Genomic DNA, 17,001 nt, shown 5'->3' with positions numbered 1-17,001 from the left:
GTATCCCGTATGCCGGACTACCTCGGTGCCACGAATCCGACCGGACCGGGGGATATGCACACCGACAGCGCCGCGGTCGCCGCGCTGACCTTGATAGCGTCTCCGGCGCCCGGCAACCGCACGAACACCCGGTTCAGCCCGGGTCGCACCGGCACCTTCACCTGCGGCCCCTCCGACAGCGCCATCATCAGCGAGCCTTCGCTGTTGGCCAGGTAGTTGATCTCGGCCGTCCAGTCCGCCGGCAGCAGCGGCCCGTCCAGCGGCATCTGCACCGGGAAGTCCGGTTGCACCAGGTACCCGCAGTTCGGCTCTGGGCCCGGCCGGATCGCCCGCACCCACGTCACCAGCGCCTCGACCACCCGACCCGACCCGTCGAGCATCCGCAGTTCGGTCGCGCTCGACCCGAACTCCGGCCGGTCGTCAAGCAGCGCGAACATGTGGCTGGCCAGGTTCTCCGGATACTGCACCCGCTGCAGGATCAGCGGATCGACCTCCTGGTCGAGCATCGGCTCCGACACCCCCGCCAGCCCCGCCCGCGCAGTCGCCACGTACGACGGCACCGGACTGTCCCGCCAGATCCGATGGAACGTGACCGTCGAGTACAGGCTGCTCGCCACGAACGCCGCGACCAACCCACCGACCGCCAGCGACCACGCCCTCGATGCGTCCAACCGCGCCGACCCGGCGCGGTTCGGCGCGCAGAACCCCACCGCCATCAGCAGCGCCAGCACCACCACCAGGTCCGGCAGGTACCGCAGCGTCTGCGCCAGCTCGAGCGCCGTGAATCGCGACGAGCGCATCAGGTAGATCGGCACCTGACACGCCACCGCGTAGCCGACCGCGGCCGCCCACACCGGACCGATCCGCTCCTTGCGCGCGAACGACACCGCGACCACCGCCGCCAGCGCCACCCAGCCCAGCACCATCACCGTCGCCGGCGGCGTCGCCCACGGCGACGCGGGCGCCCACCGGTTCCACTCCCACGGGCCGCCCACCAGACCCGGCACGATGCCGTGCGTGATCGACCGCGCCAGCAGGTCCCACGTCATCGCCAGGTCGAAACTCCACCGCTTCTGGTCGACGACCAGCAGGTACACCCCGACCCACGCCGCGGTCAGCGCCAGCGCCGCCACCCACAACCGCAGTCCGCGCCGCCACACCGTCACCACCGCGCGGCCGTCGCCGGTCACGTACGCCAGCAGGGCGACGACCACGAACGCGACGAACGGGATCACCGCCGCCTTCTCGAAGAACAGCAGCCCGCCGAGGTACACCGCGGTCGCCCGCCACGCATACAGCGCCCGGCCGGTGCGCACCAGCAGCACCGCATCCGCGCACACCCACGCCAGCGCCGCCAGCATCGGCAGCGAGTTCAGCCCCGCTGCCCACCACGCGAACCCCGGCACCGCCAGCGGCGTGAACAACGCGAACGTCAACGGCAGCAACACCACCGGCCGCCGCCCGAGGAGGATGTGCAGCGCCCGCCACAGCGCCAGCGACGCCAGCAGCTGCAACACCACCAGGCTCAACGCCGGCAACACCCACGAGAACGGCGCCAGCCGCACCAGCACCCCGGACAGCAGGAACGCCGCCGGCATCACATGCCCGTCGTGGTCGTCGAACAGATACGACGGCGACAGCAGCGACTGGGTGCCGGCCCGCCCGATCAGGATCAGATCGTCCCAGTAGAAGTAGCCGCCGAACGCCAGCCACGTCCGGACGAGCAGCTGCACCGCGATGAGCCCGACCGCGGCGCGGGTGACCCAGGTCAGCCGGGCCGCCCTGCGCCGGGGTACGCCGCGCCGGCCGCCTGCCGCGCCGCCCACGCCGAGGCCACCATGTCCTCGAGCGAGTGGCGCATCGTCCAGTCCAGGTCGCGGGCGGCGAGGCTGCCGTCGGCGACGATGCGGGCGGGATCGCCGGCGCGCCGCGGCATGATCGCCGGCTCGAAGTCGATGCCGGTGACGGTGCGGATCGCGGTCATGATCTGGCGCACCGACGTGCCGGCTCCGCTGCCGAGGTTGTAGACGGGCTCGACCGGCTGCCCCGCGTCGAGCCGGCGCGCGGCGGCCACGTGCGCCAGCGCGACGTCGCCGACGTCGACGTAGTCCCGTTCACAGGTGCCGTCGGCGGTGGGGTAGTCATCGCCGTTGATGCGCGGTGTGTCACCCCGGAAGAGCATGTCGAACACCAGCGGGAACAGGTTGTGCGGGCTGGTGTCGAACAGCGTGGGCGACGCCGAGCCCACCACGTTGAAGTAGCGCAGGCTGGTGTGGCGCAGGTCCGAGACGCGGCCGACGTCGCGCAGCAGCCACTCGCCGATCAGCTTGGTCTCACCGTAGGGGGATTCCGGCCGGGTCGGCGTCGTCTCGTCGACCAGGTGCACGTCCGGCGTGCCGAACGTGGCGGCGCTCGAGGAGAACACGAACTTCTCGACGCCCGTGGCCGCCATCGCGTCGAGCAGCGTCACCATCGCCGACACGTTCTGCCGGTAGGTGTGCAGCGGCCGCTGCACCGACACCCCGGCGTACTTGAACCCGGCCAGGTGGATCACGCCGGTCACCGCGTGCTCGCGCAGCGTCGCGGCCACCAGGTCCTCGTCGAGGAGCGTGCCGCGCACCAACGGCGCCCCCTCCGGCACGAACTGCGCCAGCCCGGTCGACAGGTCGTCGATCACCACCACCGGCAGCCCGGCGTCGACCATGGCGTGGGCGACATGGGATCCGATGTATCCCGCACCGCCGGTCACCAGCCACGTCATGCGAACCCTCCTTCGTCGACAGGCAGGATATGCGCCCGGTGGTCGGTGGCGAGCGCCCACAGGTGCACGGCGATCCCCACCAGCGGACCGCACAGCAGCGCGACCACCGTGCGCGTCTGCAGGTCCAGCGGCAGCAGTAGCAGACCCACCGCGGCGACGGTGGCGCCCACCCAGCCGAGGGCGTACGCACGGTGCCGCGACGCGGCGACGGTGGCGGCGCCGGTCAGCGTCAACAACGCGATCGCCACGGCTCCGGCTGTCAGCCACGACAGCAGCGCCCCGTCGGCGCGGTACTGCTCCCCGAAGCCGGTGCGCAGCAGCCACGGACCGAGCAGGCCGGCCGCGATCACCCCAACCACGCCCACCCCGATCACGACCGCCGCGGGCGCCACCAGCGCCCTCAGCCGCCGCGACCGCTGATCGACGAAGTGGGCGATCAGGTTGCCCTGCATCGCGGTCAGCGGCACCAGCAGCGGCGCCCGGGTCAGCGTGACCGCGAGGATCACCACGCCGCCCGCCGCGCCGAGTTCGCGTGAGGTGGCCTGCAGCAGCACCGGGAACCCCATCACCAGCACCGCGCTCGCGCCGGCGGCCGCGATCGAATGTGCGGTACCCCGCAAGAACGTCGCCGTGCTGCCGGGTGTGCGCAGCACCGCCGCGGCACGGGCGGCGGGCGAGCACGCCAGCACCAGCAGCCACGCCATCGAGCCGGCGACGGTCGCCCACACGAACCCGCCCAGCCCCCAACCGGCGGCGAACGTCGCGGCGGCGACGAGCACGCGGATCACCGCGTCGGTCACCATCAGGGCCCCGTACTGCGTCCACAGATTGATCCCGGCGAGCATCCCGAGCAGCGTCGAGTGCAGGCAGAAACCGGCCAGCCCAGCGGCCAGCAGCACGACCGACAAGCCCTGCTGCGCGACGAACACGTGGCCCGCCCACAGCGGCGACGTGCCGGCGATCACCGCCGCCGAGGCCACCGCCACCGCGGCCGCCACCCGCATCGGCCGGGTGTGGGGACCGTCCGGCGGATGCGTCCTGCGGGCATCGCGCACCTCGCGCGTCGCCTCCTGCAGCAGCCCGAACGCCGCCCCGCTGACCAACCCGAACGCCCCCCAGAACACCCCGAACACCGAGAAATCGGCGGGCTCGAGCGCGCGGGCGGCCAGGTAAAGCACCGCGTACCCGCACAGCGCGGTCAGCGCCGTCGCCGCGCCGACCCGCGCCACGCTGCTGCGGGTGATCGGCCCGGTGGCCGGCGCCGCGTCGGTCACAGCGCCGGCAGGTCCTTGCCGTAGAGCCAGGCGTCCCACAGCGGCTGCAGCGACTCCGCGGTGTAGTGCGCGGCCAGGCCGGTGAAGTCGTCGGTGAACGCGGTGCCGTGCCGGTGGCGGGCGGTCCAGTCCCGCAGCAGCGTGAAGAACTTCTTGTCGCCGATGCGCCCGCGCAACACGTGCAGCGTCAGCGCGCCGCGCTTGTACACCCGGTCGTCGAACATGTCCTGCGGTCCGGGGTCGGCGAGTACGAGGTCCTGCGGCAGGCCGGCGAGCTTGCGGTGGTAGTACTCGGCGAGGTCGTCGGCGCCGGGGCCACCGGAGTGCTCCGACCACAGCCACTCGGCGTAGCAGGCGAACCCCTCGTGCAGCCAGATGTCGCGCCACCGGCGCACGGTGACGGAGTTGCCGAACCACTGGTGGGCGAGTTCGTGGGCGATCAACCGTTCGGCGTCGCGGCTGCCGTCGCAGTGGTTCGCGCCGAAGATCGAGATGCCCTGGGCCTCCAGCGGGATCTCCAGATCGTCATCGGTGACGACGACGGTGTAACCGGTCGACAGCGGGTAGGGCCCGAACAGTTTGACGAACAGCTTCATCATCTGCGGCTGTCTGCCGAAGTCGTGGTCGAAGTTCTCGCGTAACCGGGCGGGCAGCGCGGCCTGCATGGGCACCGGGTTCTTGGCCAGCCGGTGCATGTCGTACATGCCGATCTGCAGGGTCATCAGGTAGGTCGACGTGGGCTCGGCCTGCTCGTAGGTCCACACCGTGTGCGCGGCTTTGGTGCGGCGGGACACCAACTGGCCGTTGGCGATTGCCCGGTACGGGCTGTCGGTGCTGATCTGCACGCGGTAGCTCGCCTTCGAGCTCGGGTGGTCGTCACAGGGGAACCACGACGGCGCTCCGTTGGGTTGGCCGGCCACCAGTGCGCCGTTGGACAGCTCCTCGAAACCCACGTCGCCCCAGGGGGATCGGACGGGTTGGGGGTTGCCGCTGTAGCGGACGTCGACCACCAGCGCCGCGCCGGCGGGCAGCGGCGCCGACAGTGTGATGCTCAATTTGCCGTTGCCGACGGAGAATCGGGCGGGTCTGCGACCGTTGACCGCGACCTTGGTGACGCTCATGGTCCCCGACAGGTCGAGGGTGAACGTGCGCAGCGCGGCGAGCGTCACGGCGGTGATGGTCGCGGTCCCCGACAGTCGGTTGATCGCGACCTTGTACTCCAGGTCGAGCTCGTACCGGGACACCCGGTAGCCGAAGTTGCCGCTGCCGGGCAGGTAGGGGTCGATGACGGGGGACTGCGATTTCGTCTTCTTCGACCGGGTCACGCGGCGGAGCCCTCGGGGTCGCGCGCCGGTTTCTTCTTCTTGGCGGCGGCCTCACCACGCTTGCGACGCAACGTGTCCCACGGCGCGATCGGGTTGCCCTGCCAGCGCGTCGACGGCGGCACCTCGTCCCCGCGCATCACCAGCGACCCCGGTCCGACCGTCGCGCCGGCACCCAGCCGGGCCGCGGGCAGCGCGACGCAGTGCGTGCCCAGCGTGGCGCCGTCCTCCAGGACGACGGTGTCCATCCGCATGATCCGGTCGTGGAACAGGTGCGTCTGCACCACACAGCCGCGGTTGACGGTGGCGCCCGCGCCGAGCGTGACCAGGTCCGCCTCGGGCAGCCAGTACGTCTCGCACCAGACCCCGCGGCCGATCTTCGCGCCCAACCCGCGCAGCCACAGGTTCATCACCGGCGTGCCACCGGCCGCGCGCGCGAACCACGGCGCGGCGACGGTTTCGACGAACGTGTCGGAGACCTCGTTGCGCCACACGAACGACGACCACAGCGGATGCTCGATCGCCTCGATCCGCCCGATCACCAGCCACTTCGCGATGACGGCCACGGCCCCGGCGACCGCGCCGGCCACCAGCAGCACCAGACCGCCGGCCAAGGCGGTCCACAGGTATCCGAGGTGCACGGCCAGCGCCTGCAGACCCAGCAGCACGCCGACCCCGATCGCGAACGTGACGATCAGCGGGATCACCCGGCAGGTCTCCACCGCGCCGCGCATCGCCTTGAGCCGCGGCGACGGGTGGAACGTGCGCAGCGCGTCGGCCGCGGTGGGCTGGCGGCGCAGCCGCACCGGCGGGCTGCCCAGCCACGACGATCCGGCCTTGGCCTTGTGCGGGGTGGCCGACAGCACCGCGACCAGCCCGTCGTCGGGCACCTTGCGGCCCGGTTGGGTGATGCCCGAGTTACCGAGGAACGCGCGCTTGCCGATCGTCGCCTTCGCGACGTGGATCCAGCCGCCGCCGAGTTCATAGGACGCGACCATGGTGTCGTCCGCGAGGAACGCGCCGTCCTCCACGACGGTGAACTTCGGGGTGAACAGCGCGGTCGAGATCTCGGTGCCCGCGCCGACCTTCGCGCCGAGCAGGCGCAGCCACGCCGGGGTGAGCAGGCTGGCGTAGAGCGGGAACAGGTAGGTGCGCGCGGCGTCGAGGAGGCGTTCGGTGGCCCACAGCTGCCAACCGATCCGGCTGCGCACCGGGTGGTAGCCCTCGCGCAGCCCCACCGACAGCAGACGCACCCCGGCCACAGTCACCCCGGCGTAGGTCAGCACCGCGGCCACGGTGGCGACCGGCGTCCACAGCAGCGCGGGCAGCATCGCGGCGGCCACCGAGTCGGTACCCGACACCCCCCAGCCGATGATCGCCAGACCGACGCCCAGCGCGGCCAGCGGCAGCGCGCCGAGCAGCATGGAGGTCATCCCGTAGACCGCGACCCACAGCGGCGCGCGCGGCGGCCGGTGATCCGGCCACGGGTGGCGCGCCTTGCCGGACTTCACGGCGGGCGAACCCTTCCAGTACTGACCGTTCTTCACCTTGCCGACCACCGCGGAACCGGGCGCCACGTCGGCGTTCTTGCCGACGACGGCGCCGGGCAGCAGGGTGGTGCGCGCACCGATCGTCGCGTCGTTGCCGACGGTGATGGGCCCGACATGGAACAGGTCACCGTCGACCCAGTGCCCGGACAGGTCGACCTCGGGTTCGATGGAGCAGCGGTGGCCGAGCTTGGCCAGGCCGGTGACCGGGGGCGGGGAGTGCAGGTCGACGCCCTTACCCACCGAATTGCCCAGTGCGCGGGCGTAGTAGACCATCCACGGCGCACCGGCCAGGTTGCCGGCGCCGCTGGCGTCGGCGAGCCGTTCGGCCAGCCACACCCGCAGATGCACCGGTCCGCCGCGGCGGTAGGTGCCCGGTTCCAGACCGCCGAGCAGCATGCGGGCGAACAGCACCGCGATGCCCATCCGGCCCACCGGCGAGACGAACAGCACGAACCCGGCCAGCACCATCCACCAGTTCAGCGGTGCCGCCCACGGCACCAGGTCCAGTTGGGCGGCGACGTTGTTGAGCAGCGCCAGCCACACCACCCACTGCAGTGCGGTCAGCGTCGCCAGCGGCAGCGACAGCGCGACCTGGATCGCCTGGCTGACCCGCGGCGTCGGTTTCACCTCGCGGGTGACCACGGCGGGCGGCGGGGCGAGTTCGTCGAGGAAGCCCGCCAGCGAGCCGAGGCGCGGATGGTCGTAGAGGTCGGCGACGGTCACCTGCGGGTAGCGCTGACGCAGTGCGGCCACCAGCTGCGCCGCGGACAGGGAGCCGCCGCCGCTGGCGAAGAAGTCGGCCTCCGGTCCGTCGACGGGTGCGGCCAGCACGTCACGCCACACCCCGGCCAACCAGCCCATCGTGCCGCCGAGTTCGGCGCTGTCGTCGTCCGCAGAGGCGCCGGCGATCGGCCAGGGCAGCGCGTTGCGGTCCACCTTGCCGGAGGTGCGGGTGGGCAGTTCGTCGACCAGCACCAGCCGGGGGACCAGCGCCGCGGGCAGCGCTTCGGACAGGGCGGCGCGGGCGGCGGCCAGGTCGAACCGGGGATCGGCGCTGGCGATATAGCCGACCAGCAGCGGTGTGCCGCTGGCCGTGCGCCGCACCGCCGCCGCGCCGCCGCTGACGCCGGGCAGGTGCACCAGCGCGGAGTCCACCTCGCCGAGTTCGATCCGCCGGCCGCCGACCTTGACCTGGTCGTCGGCGCGGCCGACGAAGTACAGGCCCTCGGCCTCCAGCCGCACCAGATCACCGCTGCGGTAGGCGCGGTTCCAGCCCAGCGTCGGCATGGCCGCGTACTTCTCGGCGTCCTTGTCGGGGTCGAGGTAGCGGGCCAGCCCGACGCCGCCGATCACCAGCTCGCCGACCTCGCCGTTGCGTACCGGCATCCCGGCCTTGTCCACCACGGCGAGGTCCCACCCCGGCAACGGCAACCCGATACTGACCGGGCTGCGCCCGTCGAGCTTGGCGGCGCAGGCCACCACGGTGGCCTCGGTGGGACCGTAGGTGTTCCACACCTCGCGGCCCTCGACCGCGAGCCGCTCGGCGAGTTCCGGCGGGCAGGCCTCGCCGCCGAAGATCAACAGGCGGACCGCCTCGAGCGCCTCGGCCGGCCACAGGGCGGCCAGCGTCGGCACGGTGGAGACCACGCTGATGTCGCGGGAGACCAGCCACGGGCCCAGGTCCATCCCGCTGCGCACCAGCGACCGCGGCGCCGGCACCAGGCAGGCGCCGTGCCGCCACGCCAGCCACATCTCCTCGCAGGAGGCGTCGAAGGCCACCGAGAGCCCGGCCAGCACCCGGTCGCCGGGCCCGAGCGGGTTGTCGGTGAGGAACATCGTCGCCTCGGCGTCGACGAACGCGGCGGCGCTGCGGTGGGTGACGGCCACACCCTTGGGCACGCCCGTCGACCCGGAGGTGAAGATGATCCACGCGTCGTCGCGGGCCAGTGGGGCGGCCGCCCGCCACCCGCGTGAGGAGCCGGGCCCGCGGACCAGCCCCTGTTCGGTGATGATCGCGACGACGCCTGCCTCGGTGAACACCAGCGACGCGCGTTCGTCGGGGTCGTCGGCGTCGACCGGCACGTATGCCGCGCCGGCCGCCAGCGTCGCCAGGATCGCCACGTAGAGCGCGTAGGAGCCCGACGGCATGCGGATGCCGATCCGGTCACCGCGCCCGATGCCGCGCGCCGCCAGCCACGCGACGCTGTCATCGATGTCGGCGATCAGCTCGGCGTAGGTGAGCGCGACGGTGCCGTCGTCGATGGCGGGCGCATCGGGGTAGCGGGCGGCCGTCTCGTGCAGGATGTCGACCAGCGTGCGCGGTGCCGCGGCGAACGCGGACAGGACGTACTGGTCGGGCAATCCGGCGCCGGAAACCGCTGCTGTCACCACTACAAACTACTAAGCGCACGCGGCAGCACCCGTGCGCCGGAGGCGGCGTGTGGTGACAATCGCGCCGAAGCGGGTACCCCCGCCCTGGTCGCTGTTACGGACCCGGATTGGCCTGGCCGGCGTCGGCCGGGCACAATCTGTGCCGGAGGGGAGTATTCCTTCGCCGCGGTGTCGTCACGACGTCGGCTGTCATCGGCCGACCGGTGCTGCGGGTCGGTGCATGACGATGCGTCGGCGGAAGAGACCTCCGGCGTGTTCGACGACCGGAGGTATATCGAGTGAACGTTTCGGCCCTCGAGTGGGGCATCACCATCACGGTGACAGTGGCGGTGCTGCTGTTCGACGTGATCATGATCGCCCGGCGGCCGCACGAGCCCACCATGAAGGAATGTTCGATCGCGCTGTCGGTGTACGTCAGCGCGGCGATCGTCTTCGGCGTGTGGGTGTGGCTCTTCCACGGCGGTGACTACGGGCTGGAGTTCTTCGCCGGCTGGCTGACGGAGTACAGCCTGTCGGTGGACAACCTGTTCATCTTCATCATCATCATGGCCAGCTTCAACGTGCCGAAGAAGTACCAGCAGGAAGCCCTGATGGTCGGCATCATCCTGGCCCTGATCTTCCGCGGCATCTTCATCGCGCTCGGCGCCGTGGCCATCAACCAGTTCTCCTGGGTGTTCTACATCTTCGGCCTGTTCCTGGTGTACACCGCGTGGAACCTCGCCCGTGACACCGACCACGAGGACGACGGTGACAATGCGGTGGTCAAGTTCGCCCGCAACCACCTGACGCTGACCGACAAGTGGGACGGCCTCAAGCTGTGGATCCGCGAGGACGGCAAGCGGCTGATGACGCCGATGTTCCTGGTCATCGTCGCGCTGGGCACCACCGACCTGATCTTCGCGCTGGACTCGATCCCGGCGATCTACGGCCTGACCCAGGAGCCCTACCTGGTGTTCACCGCCAACGTGTTCGCGCTGATGGGCCTGCGCCAGCTGTTCTTCCTGCTCGGCGGTCTGCTCAAGCGCCTGGTGTACCTGTCGCAGGGTCTGGCGTTCATCCTCGCCTTCATCGGCGTGAAGCTGTTCCTGCATGCGCTGCACGAGAACGAGCTGCCGTTCATCAACGGCGGCGAGCATGTCCCGGTGCCGGAGATCCCGACCCTGCTGTCGCTCGGCGTCATCATCGTCACGCTGGCCATCACCACGGTCCTCAGCCTCTACAAGACCCGCGGTCAGGATGTCCGCAAGGTCGACGAGACGCAGGACAAGATCGCGCGCGACGAACCCGCGGCCGAGGTGGTCGGTGACTCCGAGCCCGGTGACCGTTCGGAGCGCTCCGACCGGCACTGACCGCATCGTCGGCACGGCGGTCACGGCTTGCGTCGTGGCTGCCGTGCGGCGTTTCCGGGTCCGTGTGGATCCGACGGCGAACCGGCGTCGGATGCGACACGCTGGTCCCGCGGCGGTGATCCGCACCACCGCTACTGATTCAATCCGTGGATTAGTCGGCCCAGAATTGGACTTGGACAGGCATTTATCGGCGGCCTAGCGTGAAAGCATGACCTCGATCGCGACGTCGACCACTGAACTGACCGGACAGATGCTGATCGCGGGCGCCGCGGTGCGGGGCTCGGGAACCGAGATCCGCGGCTTCGACCCGACGACCGGCAAGGATCTCGAACCCGCCTACGCCCACGGCGACGACTCCCACGTCGAAGCCGCCTGCGCAGCCGCCGCCGAGGCGTTCTCGGTGTACCGCAACACCTCCTCCGAACAGCGCGCGCAGTTCCTCGACGCCATCGCCGACAACATCGCCGCCATCACCGGGGACCTCGTCGCCCGCGCGCACGCCGAGACCGGCCTGCCCGAGGCGCGGCTGACCGGTGAGGTCGGCCGCACCACCGGCCAGCTGCGGTTGTTCGCCTCCGTGCTGCGCGAAGGCAGCTGGAACGGTGCGCGCATCGACACCGCGCTGCCCGACCGGGCCCCGCTGCCACGTCCCGACCTGCGCCAGCGTGCCGTCCCGCTCGGCCCGGTCGTCGTGTTCGGCGCGAGCAACTTCCCGCTGGCGTTCTCGGTGGCCGGCGGGGACACCGCCTCGGCGCTCGCCGCGGGCTGCCCCGTCATCATCAAGGCCCATGACGCCCACCCCGGCACTTCCGAACTGGTCGCCCGCGCCATCACCGCCGCCGTCGCCGACGCCGGGCTGCCGGCCGGCACCTTCTCGCTGCTGTTCGGCGACGGCCGCGGACTGGGCACCGCGCTGGTCACCGACCCGCGCGTCAAGGCCGTCGGGTTCACCGGCTCCCGCTCCGGCGGTCTGGCACTGGTCGCCGCCGCCGCGGGCCGCCGCGAGCCGATTCCGGTGTATGCGGAGATGAGCTCCATCAACCCGGTCTTCCTCATGGGTGGCGCCCTGGCCAACCGGGCCGCCGACCTCGGCCGCGCCTTCGTCGGTTCACTCACCATGGGCTCGGGCCAGTTCTGCACCAACCCCGGTCTGGTCATCGCGATCGACGGCCCCGAGCTCGACGCCTTCGTCGCGGCCGCCGCCGAGGCGCTCGGCCAGGCGCCGGCCACCGCGATGCTCACGCCCGGCATCGCCGAGGCCTACCGCGCCGGCGTGGAGGCGCTCTCCGGTGCGGCCGACCTGGTGGCCCGCGGCTCGTCGGACGGGGGCGCCGCCGTGTCCTGCCGCGCCGCCCTGTTCAGCACCGACGCCGGCAGCCTGCTCGGCTCGGAGTCGCTGCAGGCCGAGGTGTTCGGCGCCTCCAGCCTGCTGGTGCGCTGCGCCGACTTCGACGAGATGAAGAGGGTGGCCGACCACATGGAGGGCCAGCTCACCGCCACCGTGCACGCCGACGACGCCGACCTCGACCAGGCCGGTGCGCTGCTGCCGATCCTCGAGCTCAAGGCCGGACGCATCCTGTTCAACGGCTGGCCGACCGGCGTCGAGGTGTGTCACGCGATGGTGCACGGCGGCCCGTTCCCCGCCACCTCCGACTCGCGCACCACCTCCGTCGGTTCGCGGGCCATCGAGCGGTTCCTGCGCCCGGTCTGCTACCAGGACACGCCGATCTCGCTGCTGCCCAGCGCCATCGCCGACGGCAATCCGGACGGCATCTGGCGCCGGGTCGACGGCGAACTCACCAAAGACTGACCCCCTTACCCCACAGATTGAGGAGCACCCCATGCCCGCTGCGCCCCTGACCGGCGTCCTGTTCTTCCCCGTCACCCCCCTCACCGCCGCCGGCGAGGTGGACACCGAGCGCCTGTCACAGCACATCGCCAAGGGTGTCGAGGCGGGCCCCGGCGGCGTGTTCATCGCCTGCGGCACCGGTGAGTTCCACGCCCTGGACACGGCCGAATTCACCACCGTGGTGCGCACCGCGGTCGAGGTCGTCGACGGGCGCGTGCCGGTGTACGCCGGCGCCGGCGGCTCGCTGGCGCAGGCCAAGGCCTTCGCCCGCGCCGCGGCCGGGGCCGGGGCCGACGGCCTGCTGCTGCTCCCGCCCTACCTGGTCGAGATGCCGGCCGCGGGTCTGGTCGCCTACACCCGCGAGGTCAGCTCGGTCACCGATCTGCCGCTGATCGTCTACAACCGCGGCAACGCCCGCTACGACGAGGCCTCGGCCGTCGAGGTCGCGCAGCTGCCGAACGTGGTCGGCTTCAAAGACGGCACCGGCGACCTGGACATGGTCTCGCGCATCGTGCGCGCGGTCACCGACGCCCTGGCGCTGTCGGGCAAGAGCTTCCAGTTCTTCAACGGCCTGCCGACCGCGGAGGTCTCGCAGCAGGCGTACCGCGCGATCGGGGTGACGCTCTACTCGTCGGCCACCTTCGCGTTCGCCCCCGAGCTGGCGCTGGCGTTCTACCAGTCGCTGGAGGCCGGCAACGAGGCGCTTACCGCCGCGCTGTTGCGCGAGTTCTTCCACCCGCTGGTCCGGCTGCGCGACACCATGCCCGGCTACGCGGTGTCGCTCATCAAGGCCGGCGTCACCCTCGAGGGTGTCGAGGCCGGTCCGGTGCGCCCGCCGCTGGTGGACTGCACGCCCGCCGACGTCGACAAGCTGCGCGAGATCCTGGCCGCCGGCCGGGCGGTGCTCAACGACGCGCTGGTGCACTGATGAGCGCGGCGGTGCGGATCACCGGGGCGCGGATCACGCCGGTCGCCTTCGCCGACCCGCCGTTGCTCAACACGGTCGGCGTGCATCAGCCCTATGCGCTGCGGGCGATCATCCAGCTCGACACCGACGCCGGCCTGGTGGGTCTCGGCGAGACCTACGCCGACACCGTCCACCTGGAACGGCTGGAGGCCGCGGCGTCGGCGATCGTGGGTCAGGACGTGTTCGCGCTCAACGCGATCCGCGCCCTGATCTCCGACCGGCTCGGCGGTGACCGCACCGGTGACGGTTCCGGCCTGGCCGGGATGATCACCTCGGCCAGCGTGGTCGACCGGGTGTTCTCCCCGTTCGAGGTGGCCTGCCTGGACGTGCAGGGGCACGTCACCGGCCGGCCCGTATCAGATCTGCTGGGCGGCGCCGTTCGCGCCACGGTGCCGTTCAGCGCCTACCTGTTCTACAAGTGGGCGGCCCATCCCGGCGCGGAACCCGACAGCTGGGGTCAGGCGCTGACCCCGGATGAGCTGGTGGCCCAGGCCCGCCGGATCGTCGACGAATACGGTTTCACCGCAATCAAACTCAAGGGCGGCGTGCTGGCGCCCGAGGAGGAGATGGCCGGGATCGAGGCGCTGCGGGCGGCGTTCCCGAACCACCCGCTGCGGCTGGACCCCAACGCCGCGTGGACGCCGGAGACGTCGATCAAGGTGGCCACGGGGTTGGCCGGGGTGCTGGAGTACCTGGAGGACCCGACGCCGGGGCTGGACGGGATGGCCGAGGTGGCCCGCGAGGCGCCGATGCCGTTGGCCACCAACATGTGTGTGGTCGCCTTCGACCAGTTGGCCCCCGCGGTGGCCAAGGGTTCGGTGAAGGTGGTGCTGTCCGACCACCACTACTGGGGCGGACTGCAGCGGTCACGGCTGCTCGCCGGCATCTGCGACACCTTCGGGCTCGGCCTGTCGATGCACTCCAACAGCCACCTGGGCATCAGCCTGGCCGCGATGGTGCATCTGGCCGGCGCGACGCCCAACCTCACCTACGCGTGTGACACGCACTGGCCGTGGAAGACCGAAGAAGTGGTCAAAGACGGTGCGCTGACCTTCGCCGACGGTGCGGTGCCAGTCCCCACCGGTCCGGGGCTGGGTGTCGAGATCGACGACGACAGCCTGGCCGTGCTGCACGAACAGTACGTGCGCTGCGGGATCCGCGAGCGTGACGACACGGGGTACATGCGCAGCATCGACCCCTCGTTCCGCGCGGACAGCCCGCGCTGGTGAGATCTCCGCGGCGCGGACCCGGCGACGCACGTCGCCGCCGGGCCGGCACCCGCGGTTTACGCTGACGTATCAGGGCCGCACCGGTGCGGTCGGCGAGTGAGGGAGGAATCGATGTTCTCCCTGTCGCGGCTGTCCTGCTTCATCGCCGTCGCCGAGGAACTGCACTTCGGCCGCGCCGCCGAGCGGTTGCACATGACGCAGCCGCCGTTGAGCCGCCAGATCCAGCAGCTCGAGAACGAACTCGGGGTGCACCTCATCGATCGCACCACCCGCTCGGTCACGCTCACCCCGGCGGGGGTGGCGTTCCTGCCGGACGCACGGCGCATCCTGCAGCTGGCCGAAGGCGCCGCGCTCAACGTCCGGCGCGTCCCGGCGGGCGATCTCGGCACCGTGGTCGTCGGCTTCACCGCGGCGTCCGCGCACGCGGTCCTGCCGCGGCTGCTGGACCGGGCCCGCGCCGAACTGCCCGACGTCAAAGTCGAACTGCGCGAGATGGTTTCGGCGGCACAGCTGGAGGGGCTGATGACCGGCGAGATCGATCTGGGCATGGCCCGCCCGCCGCTGAAACGGCCGGGCATCGTGTCACGTCCGCTGCTGCACGAGCAGTTGGTGGCCGCGCTGCCCGCGGGTCATCCGCTGGTCGACGTGGGCCGTCAACTCACGCTCAACGACCTCGACGGCCAGGACCTGGTGATGTACTCACCGGTGCAGGCCCGCTACTTCCACGAACTGCTGATCAGCACGTTCACCATCGCCGGCGCGACGCCCCGGCACGTGCAGTACGTGACGCAGGTGCACACCATGCTGGTGCTGGTGCGGTCCGGCATCGGGATCGCGCTGGTGCCGGCGTCGGCGGCGACCCTGCACCCGGAAGGCGTGGTGTTCCGGTCGATCGGCGCGTTCCGGGAGCGGCCCGTCGAACTCGACGCCGCGTGGCGCGGGGACAGCACCAACCCGGCGCTGCACCGGCTCCTGCGCGATGTGCTGCCGCCTCGGGAGTGGACGACCGACGATCTGGTGCCCGACGACCTGCGCTGACCGGCGCCGGCGTCAGCGGGCCGCGACGAGGTCCGCGACCTCGGGCACCGGGGTGACCAGCCGGCCCGTGGTGAGGAACGAGTCGAGGTTTTGCAGTGTCAAATCCTCCATCGCCGCACGGGTTTCCACCGTTCCGCTGGCGACGTGAGGCAGGAGCACCACGTTGTCCATGGACAGCAGCGCCTCGGGCACCCGCGGTTCCTCGGCGAACACGTCGAGGCCGGCGCCGGCGAGCTTGCCGCTCTGCAGCGCCTCGACCAGCGCCGCCTCGTCGACCACGCTGCCGCGGGCGATGTTGACCAGGTAGCCGTCCGGGCCGAGGGCGTCGATGACGTCACGGTCGACGAGGTGGCGCGTGCCCCCGCCGCCCGCGGCGGCGATCACGAGTACCTCGACGCGGCGGGCGAGTTCGGCCGGCGAGTCGACGTAGGCGTAGGGGGAGCCGTCGACGGGGCGACGGTTGTGGTAGCTGATCGGGCAGCCGAACGCCGCGAGCCGGGTGGCGATCGCGGTGCCGATGCGGCCCAGGCCGAGCACACCGACCAACTTGTGAGAGATCTGCCGCGTCAGCGGGTAGTTGCCGTCGACCGGCCAGCGGCCGGCACGCACATAGCGGTCGGCGGCCGAGAACCGGCGCAGCACATCGATGGTCAGGCCCACCGCGGTGTCGGCGACGCAGTCGGTCAGCACGTCGGGGGTGTTGCTGACGACCACGCCGCGGGCGACGGCGGCGTCCATGTCGGTCGTGTCGTATCCGACGCCGAAATTCACCACGGCGCTCAGGTGGGGGAGCCGTTCTATCAGCGCGGCGTCCACGCCGGTGCGTCCGGAGGTGACGACGGCAGTCACCCGGGCGCCGTGCTCACTCAGGTAGGCGTCGCGGGCGGCGCCGTCGGCGGGCAGTTCATCGGCGCGGTAGCGGGTGCGCAGCGTCTCGGCGAGCGACGGTTTGAGCGGCCCGACCTGCAGGACGTGCGGGGTGGTGGCGGCGTTCTCGGGCACAGGTCTCCTCCGGGTGTGGCTGCGATCACGGTATGCCCGCCGGCGAATACCCGTCCAACACGTAAATAGCATGGGTTGATACGCAACCCGCATATATTGCGTGCCTGCACGCATCGCGGGTGCATCAGCAATGGCGCTCGGCGAGCGAATTGCCTGATCAACAGTGTTTCCCACGCTGTTCCAGCGCCTCTGCCTTCGCGGCCTCCATGCTGCGAAACGGCCGTTCGGCCAGGTTGACGGCCGATTCGGCGGGTTCTTAGCTTGTGTCT

Annotated in this window: 11 protein-coding genes; 5 read left to right on the top strand and 6 right to left on the bottom strand. The window is 71.3% G+C overall.

Going from position 1 to position 17,001, the window contains the following annotated elements; genetic code table 11:
* Window positions 1-17: 17 nt before the first annotated feature.
* Genes E4P42_RS06790 through E4P42_RS06770 form a run of 5 tightly spaced genes read right to left on the bottom strand, consistent with a single transcriptional unit; the run spans window position 18 to window position 9,298 of the window.
* On the bottom strand, window positions 18-1,772 hold the full coding sequence (locus tag E4P42_RS06790) for a hypothetical protein (RefSeq protein ID WP_135124402.1): 1,755 nt from the start codon (window positions 1,770-1,772) through the stop codon (window positions 18-20).
* Window positions 1,769-2,761: a UDP-glucose 4-epimerase GalE gene (galE, locus tag E4P42_RS06785; protein ID WP_135124341.1), complete on the bottom strand. Its 993-nt coding sequence runs from the start codon at window positions 2,759-2,761 to the stop codon at window positions 1,769-1,771. Before galE ends, E4P42_RS06790 begins: the two co-directional genes overlap by 4 nt.
* Entirely contained in the window at window positions 2,758-4,035 is a 1,278-nt protein-coding gene (locus E4P42_RS06780) for a hypothetical protein (RefSeq protein ID WP_135124339.1), read from the bottom strand. Before E4P42_RS06780 ends, galE begins: the two co-directional genes overlap by 4 nt.
* Complete coding sequence (locus tag E4P42_RS06775) at window positions 4,032-5,360, bottom strand: M1 family metallopeptidase (RefSeq protein ID WP_135124337.1); 1,329 nt, start codon at window positions 5,358-5,360, stop codon at window positions 4,032-4,034. Before E4P42_RS06775 ends, E4P42_RS06780 begins: the two co-directional genes overlap by 4 nt.
* The gene (locus E4P42_RS06770) at window positions 5,357-9,298 is read right to left on the bottom strand and encodes a Pls/PosA family non-ribosomal peptide synthetase (RefSeq protein ID WP_135124335.1); all 3,942 of its coding nucleotides are present in this window, start codon (window positions 9,296-9,298) and stop codon (window positions 5,357-5,359) included. Before E4P42_RS06770 ends, E4P42_RS06775 begins: the two co-directional genes overlap by 4 nt.
* Window positions 9,299-9,576: 278 nt before the next feature.
* Between E4P42_RS06770 and E4P42_RS06765 the strand changes: the two genes are divergently transcribed.
* The 5 genes from E4P42_RS06765 (at window position 9,577) to E4P42_RS06745 (ending at window position 15,730) form a co-directional block, all read left to right on the top strand.
* Window positions 9,577-10,647 carry a TerC family protein gene (locus E4P42_RS06765; protein ID WP_135124333.1) on the top strand — a complete coding sequence of 357 codons (1,071 nt, stop codon included), beginning with the start codon at window positions 9,577-9,579 and terminating at the stop codon, window positions 10,645-10,647.
* A 208-nt stretch (window positions 10,648-10,855) separates the two neighbouring features.
* Window positions 10,856-12,457 carry an aldehyde dehydrogenase (NADP(+)) gene (locus E4P42_RS06760; protein ID WP_135124331.1) on the top strand — a complete coding sequence of 534 codons (1,602 nt, stop codon included), beginning with the start codon at window positions 10,856-10,858 and terminating at the stop codon, window positions 12,455-12,457.
* A gap of 31 nt (window positions 12,458-12,488) precedes the next feature.
* Window positions 12,489-13,424: a 5-dehydro-4-deoxyglucarate dehydratase gene (locus E4P42_RS06755; protein WP_135124328.1), complete on the top strand. Its 936-nt coding sequence runs from the start codon at window positions 12,489-12,491 to the stop codon at window positions 13,422-13,424.
* Complete coding sequence (locus E4P42_RS06750) at window positions 13,421-14,692, top strand: glucarate dehydratase family protein (protein WP_209305712.1); 1,272 nt, start codon at window positions 13,421-13,423, stop codon at window positions 14,690-14,692. The genes E4P42_RS06755 and E4P42_RS06750 overlap by 4 nt, the downstream gene beginning before the upstream one ends.
* A 111-nt stretch (window positions 14,693-14,803) precedes the next feature.
* On the top strand, window positions 14,804-15,730 hold the full coding sequence (locus tag E4P42_RS06745) for a LysR substrate-binding domain-containing protein (RefSeq protein WP_135124324.1): 927 nt from the start codon (window positions 14,804-14,806) through the stop codon (window positions 15,728-15,730).
* 12 nt (window positions 15,731-15,742) lie between these two features.
* Here E4P42_RS06745 and E4P42_RS06740 read toward each other — a convergent pair whose 3' ends face one another.
* Complete coding sequence (locus E4P42_RS06740; protein ID WP_245233909.1) at window positions 15,743-16,732, bottom strand: 2-hydroxyacid dehydrogenase; 990 nt, start codon at window positions 16,730-16,732, stop codon at window positions 15,743-15,745.
* Window positions 16,733-17,001 lie beyond the last annotated feature (269 nt).

This window comes from Mycobacterium sp. PS03-16 (assembly GCF_004570325.1).
In the GTDB taxonomy this organism is placed as follows: Bacteria; Actinomycetota; Actinomycetes; order Mycobacteriales; family Mycobacteriaceae; genus Mycobacterium.
This window is presented reverse-complemented; position numbering and strand designations above follow the sequence as displayed.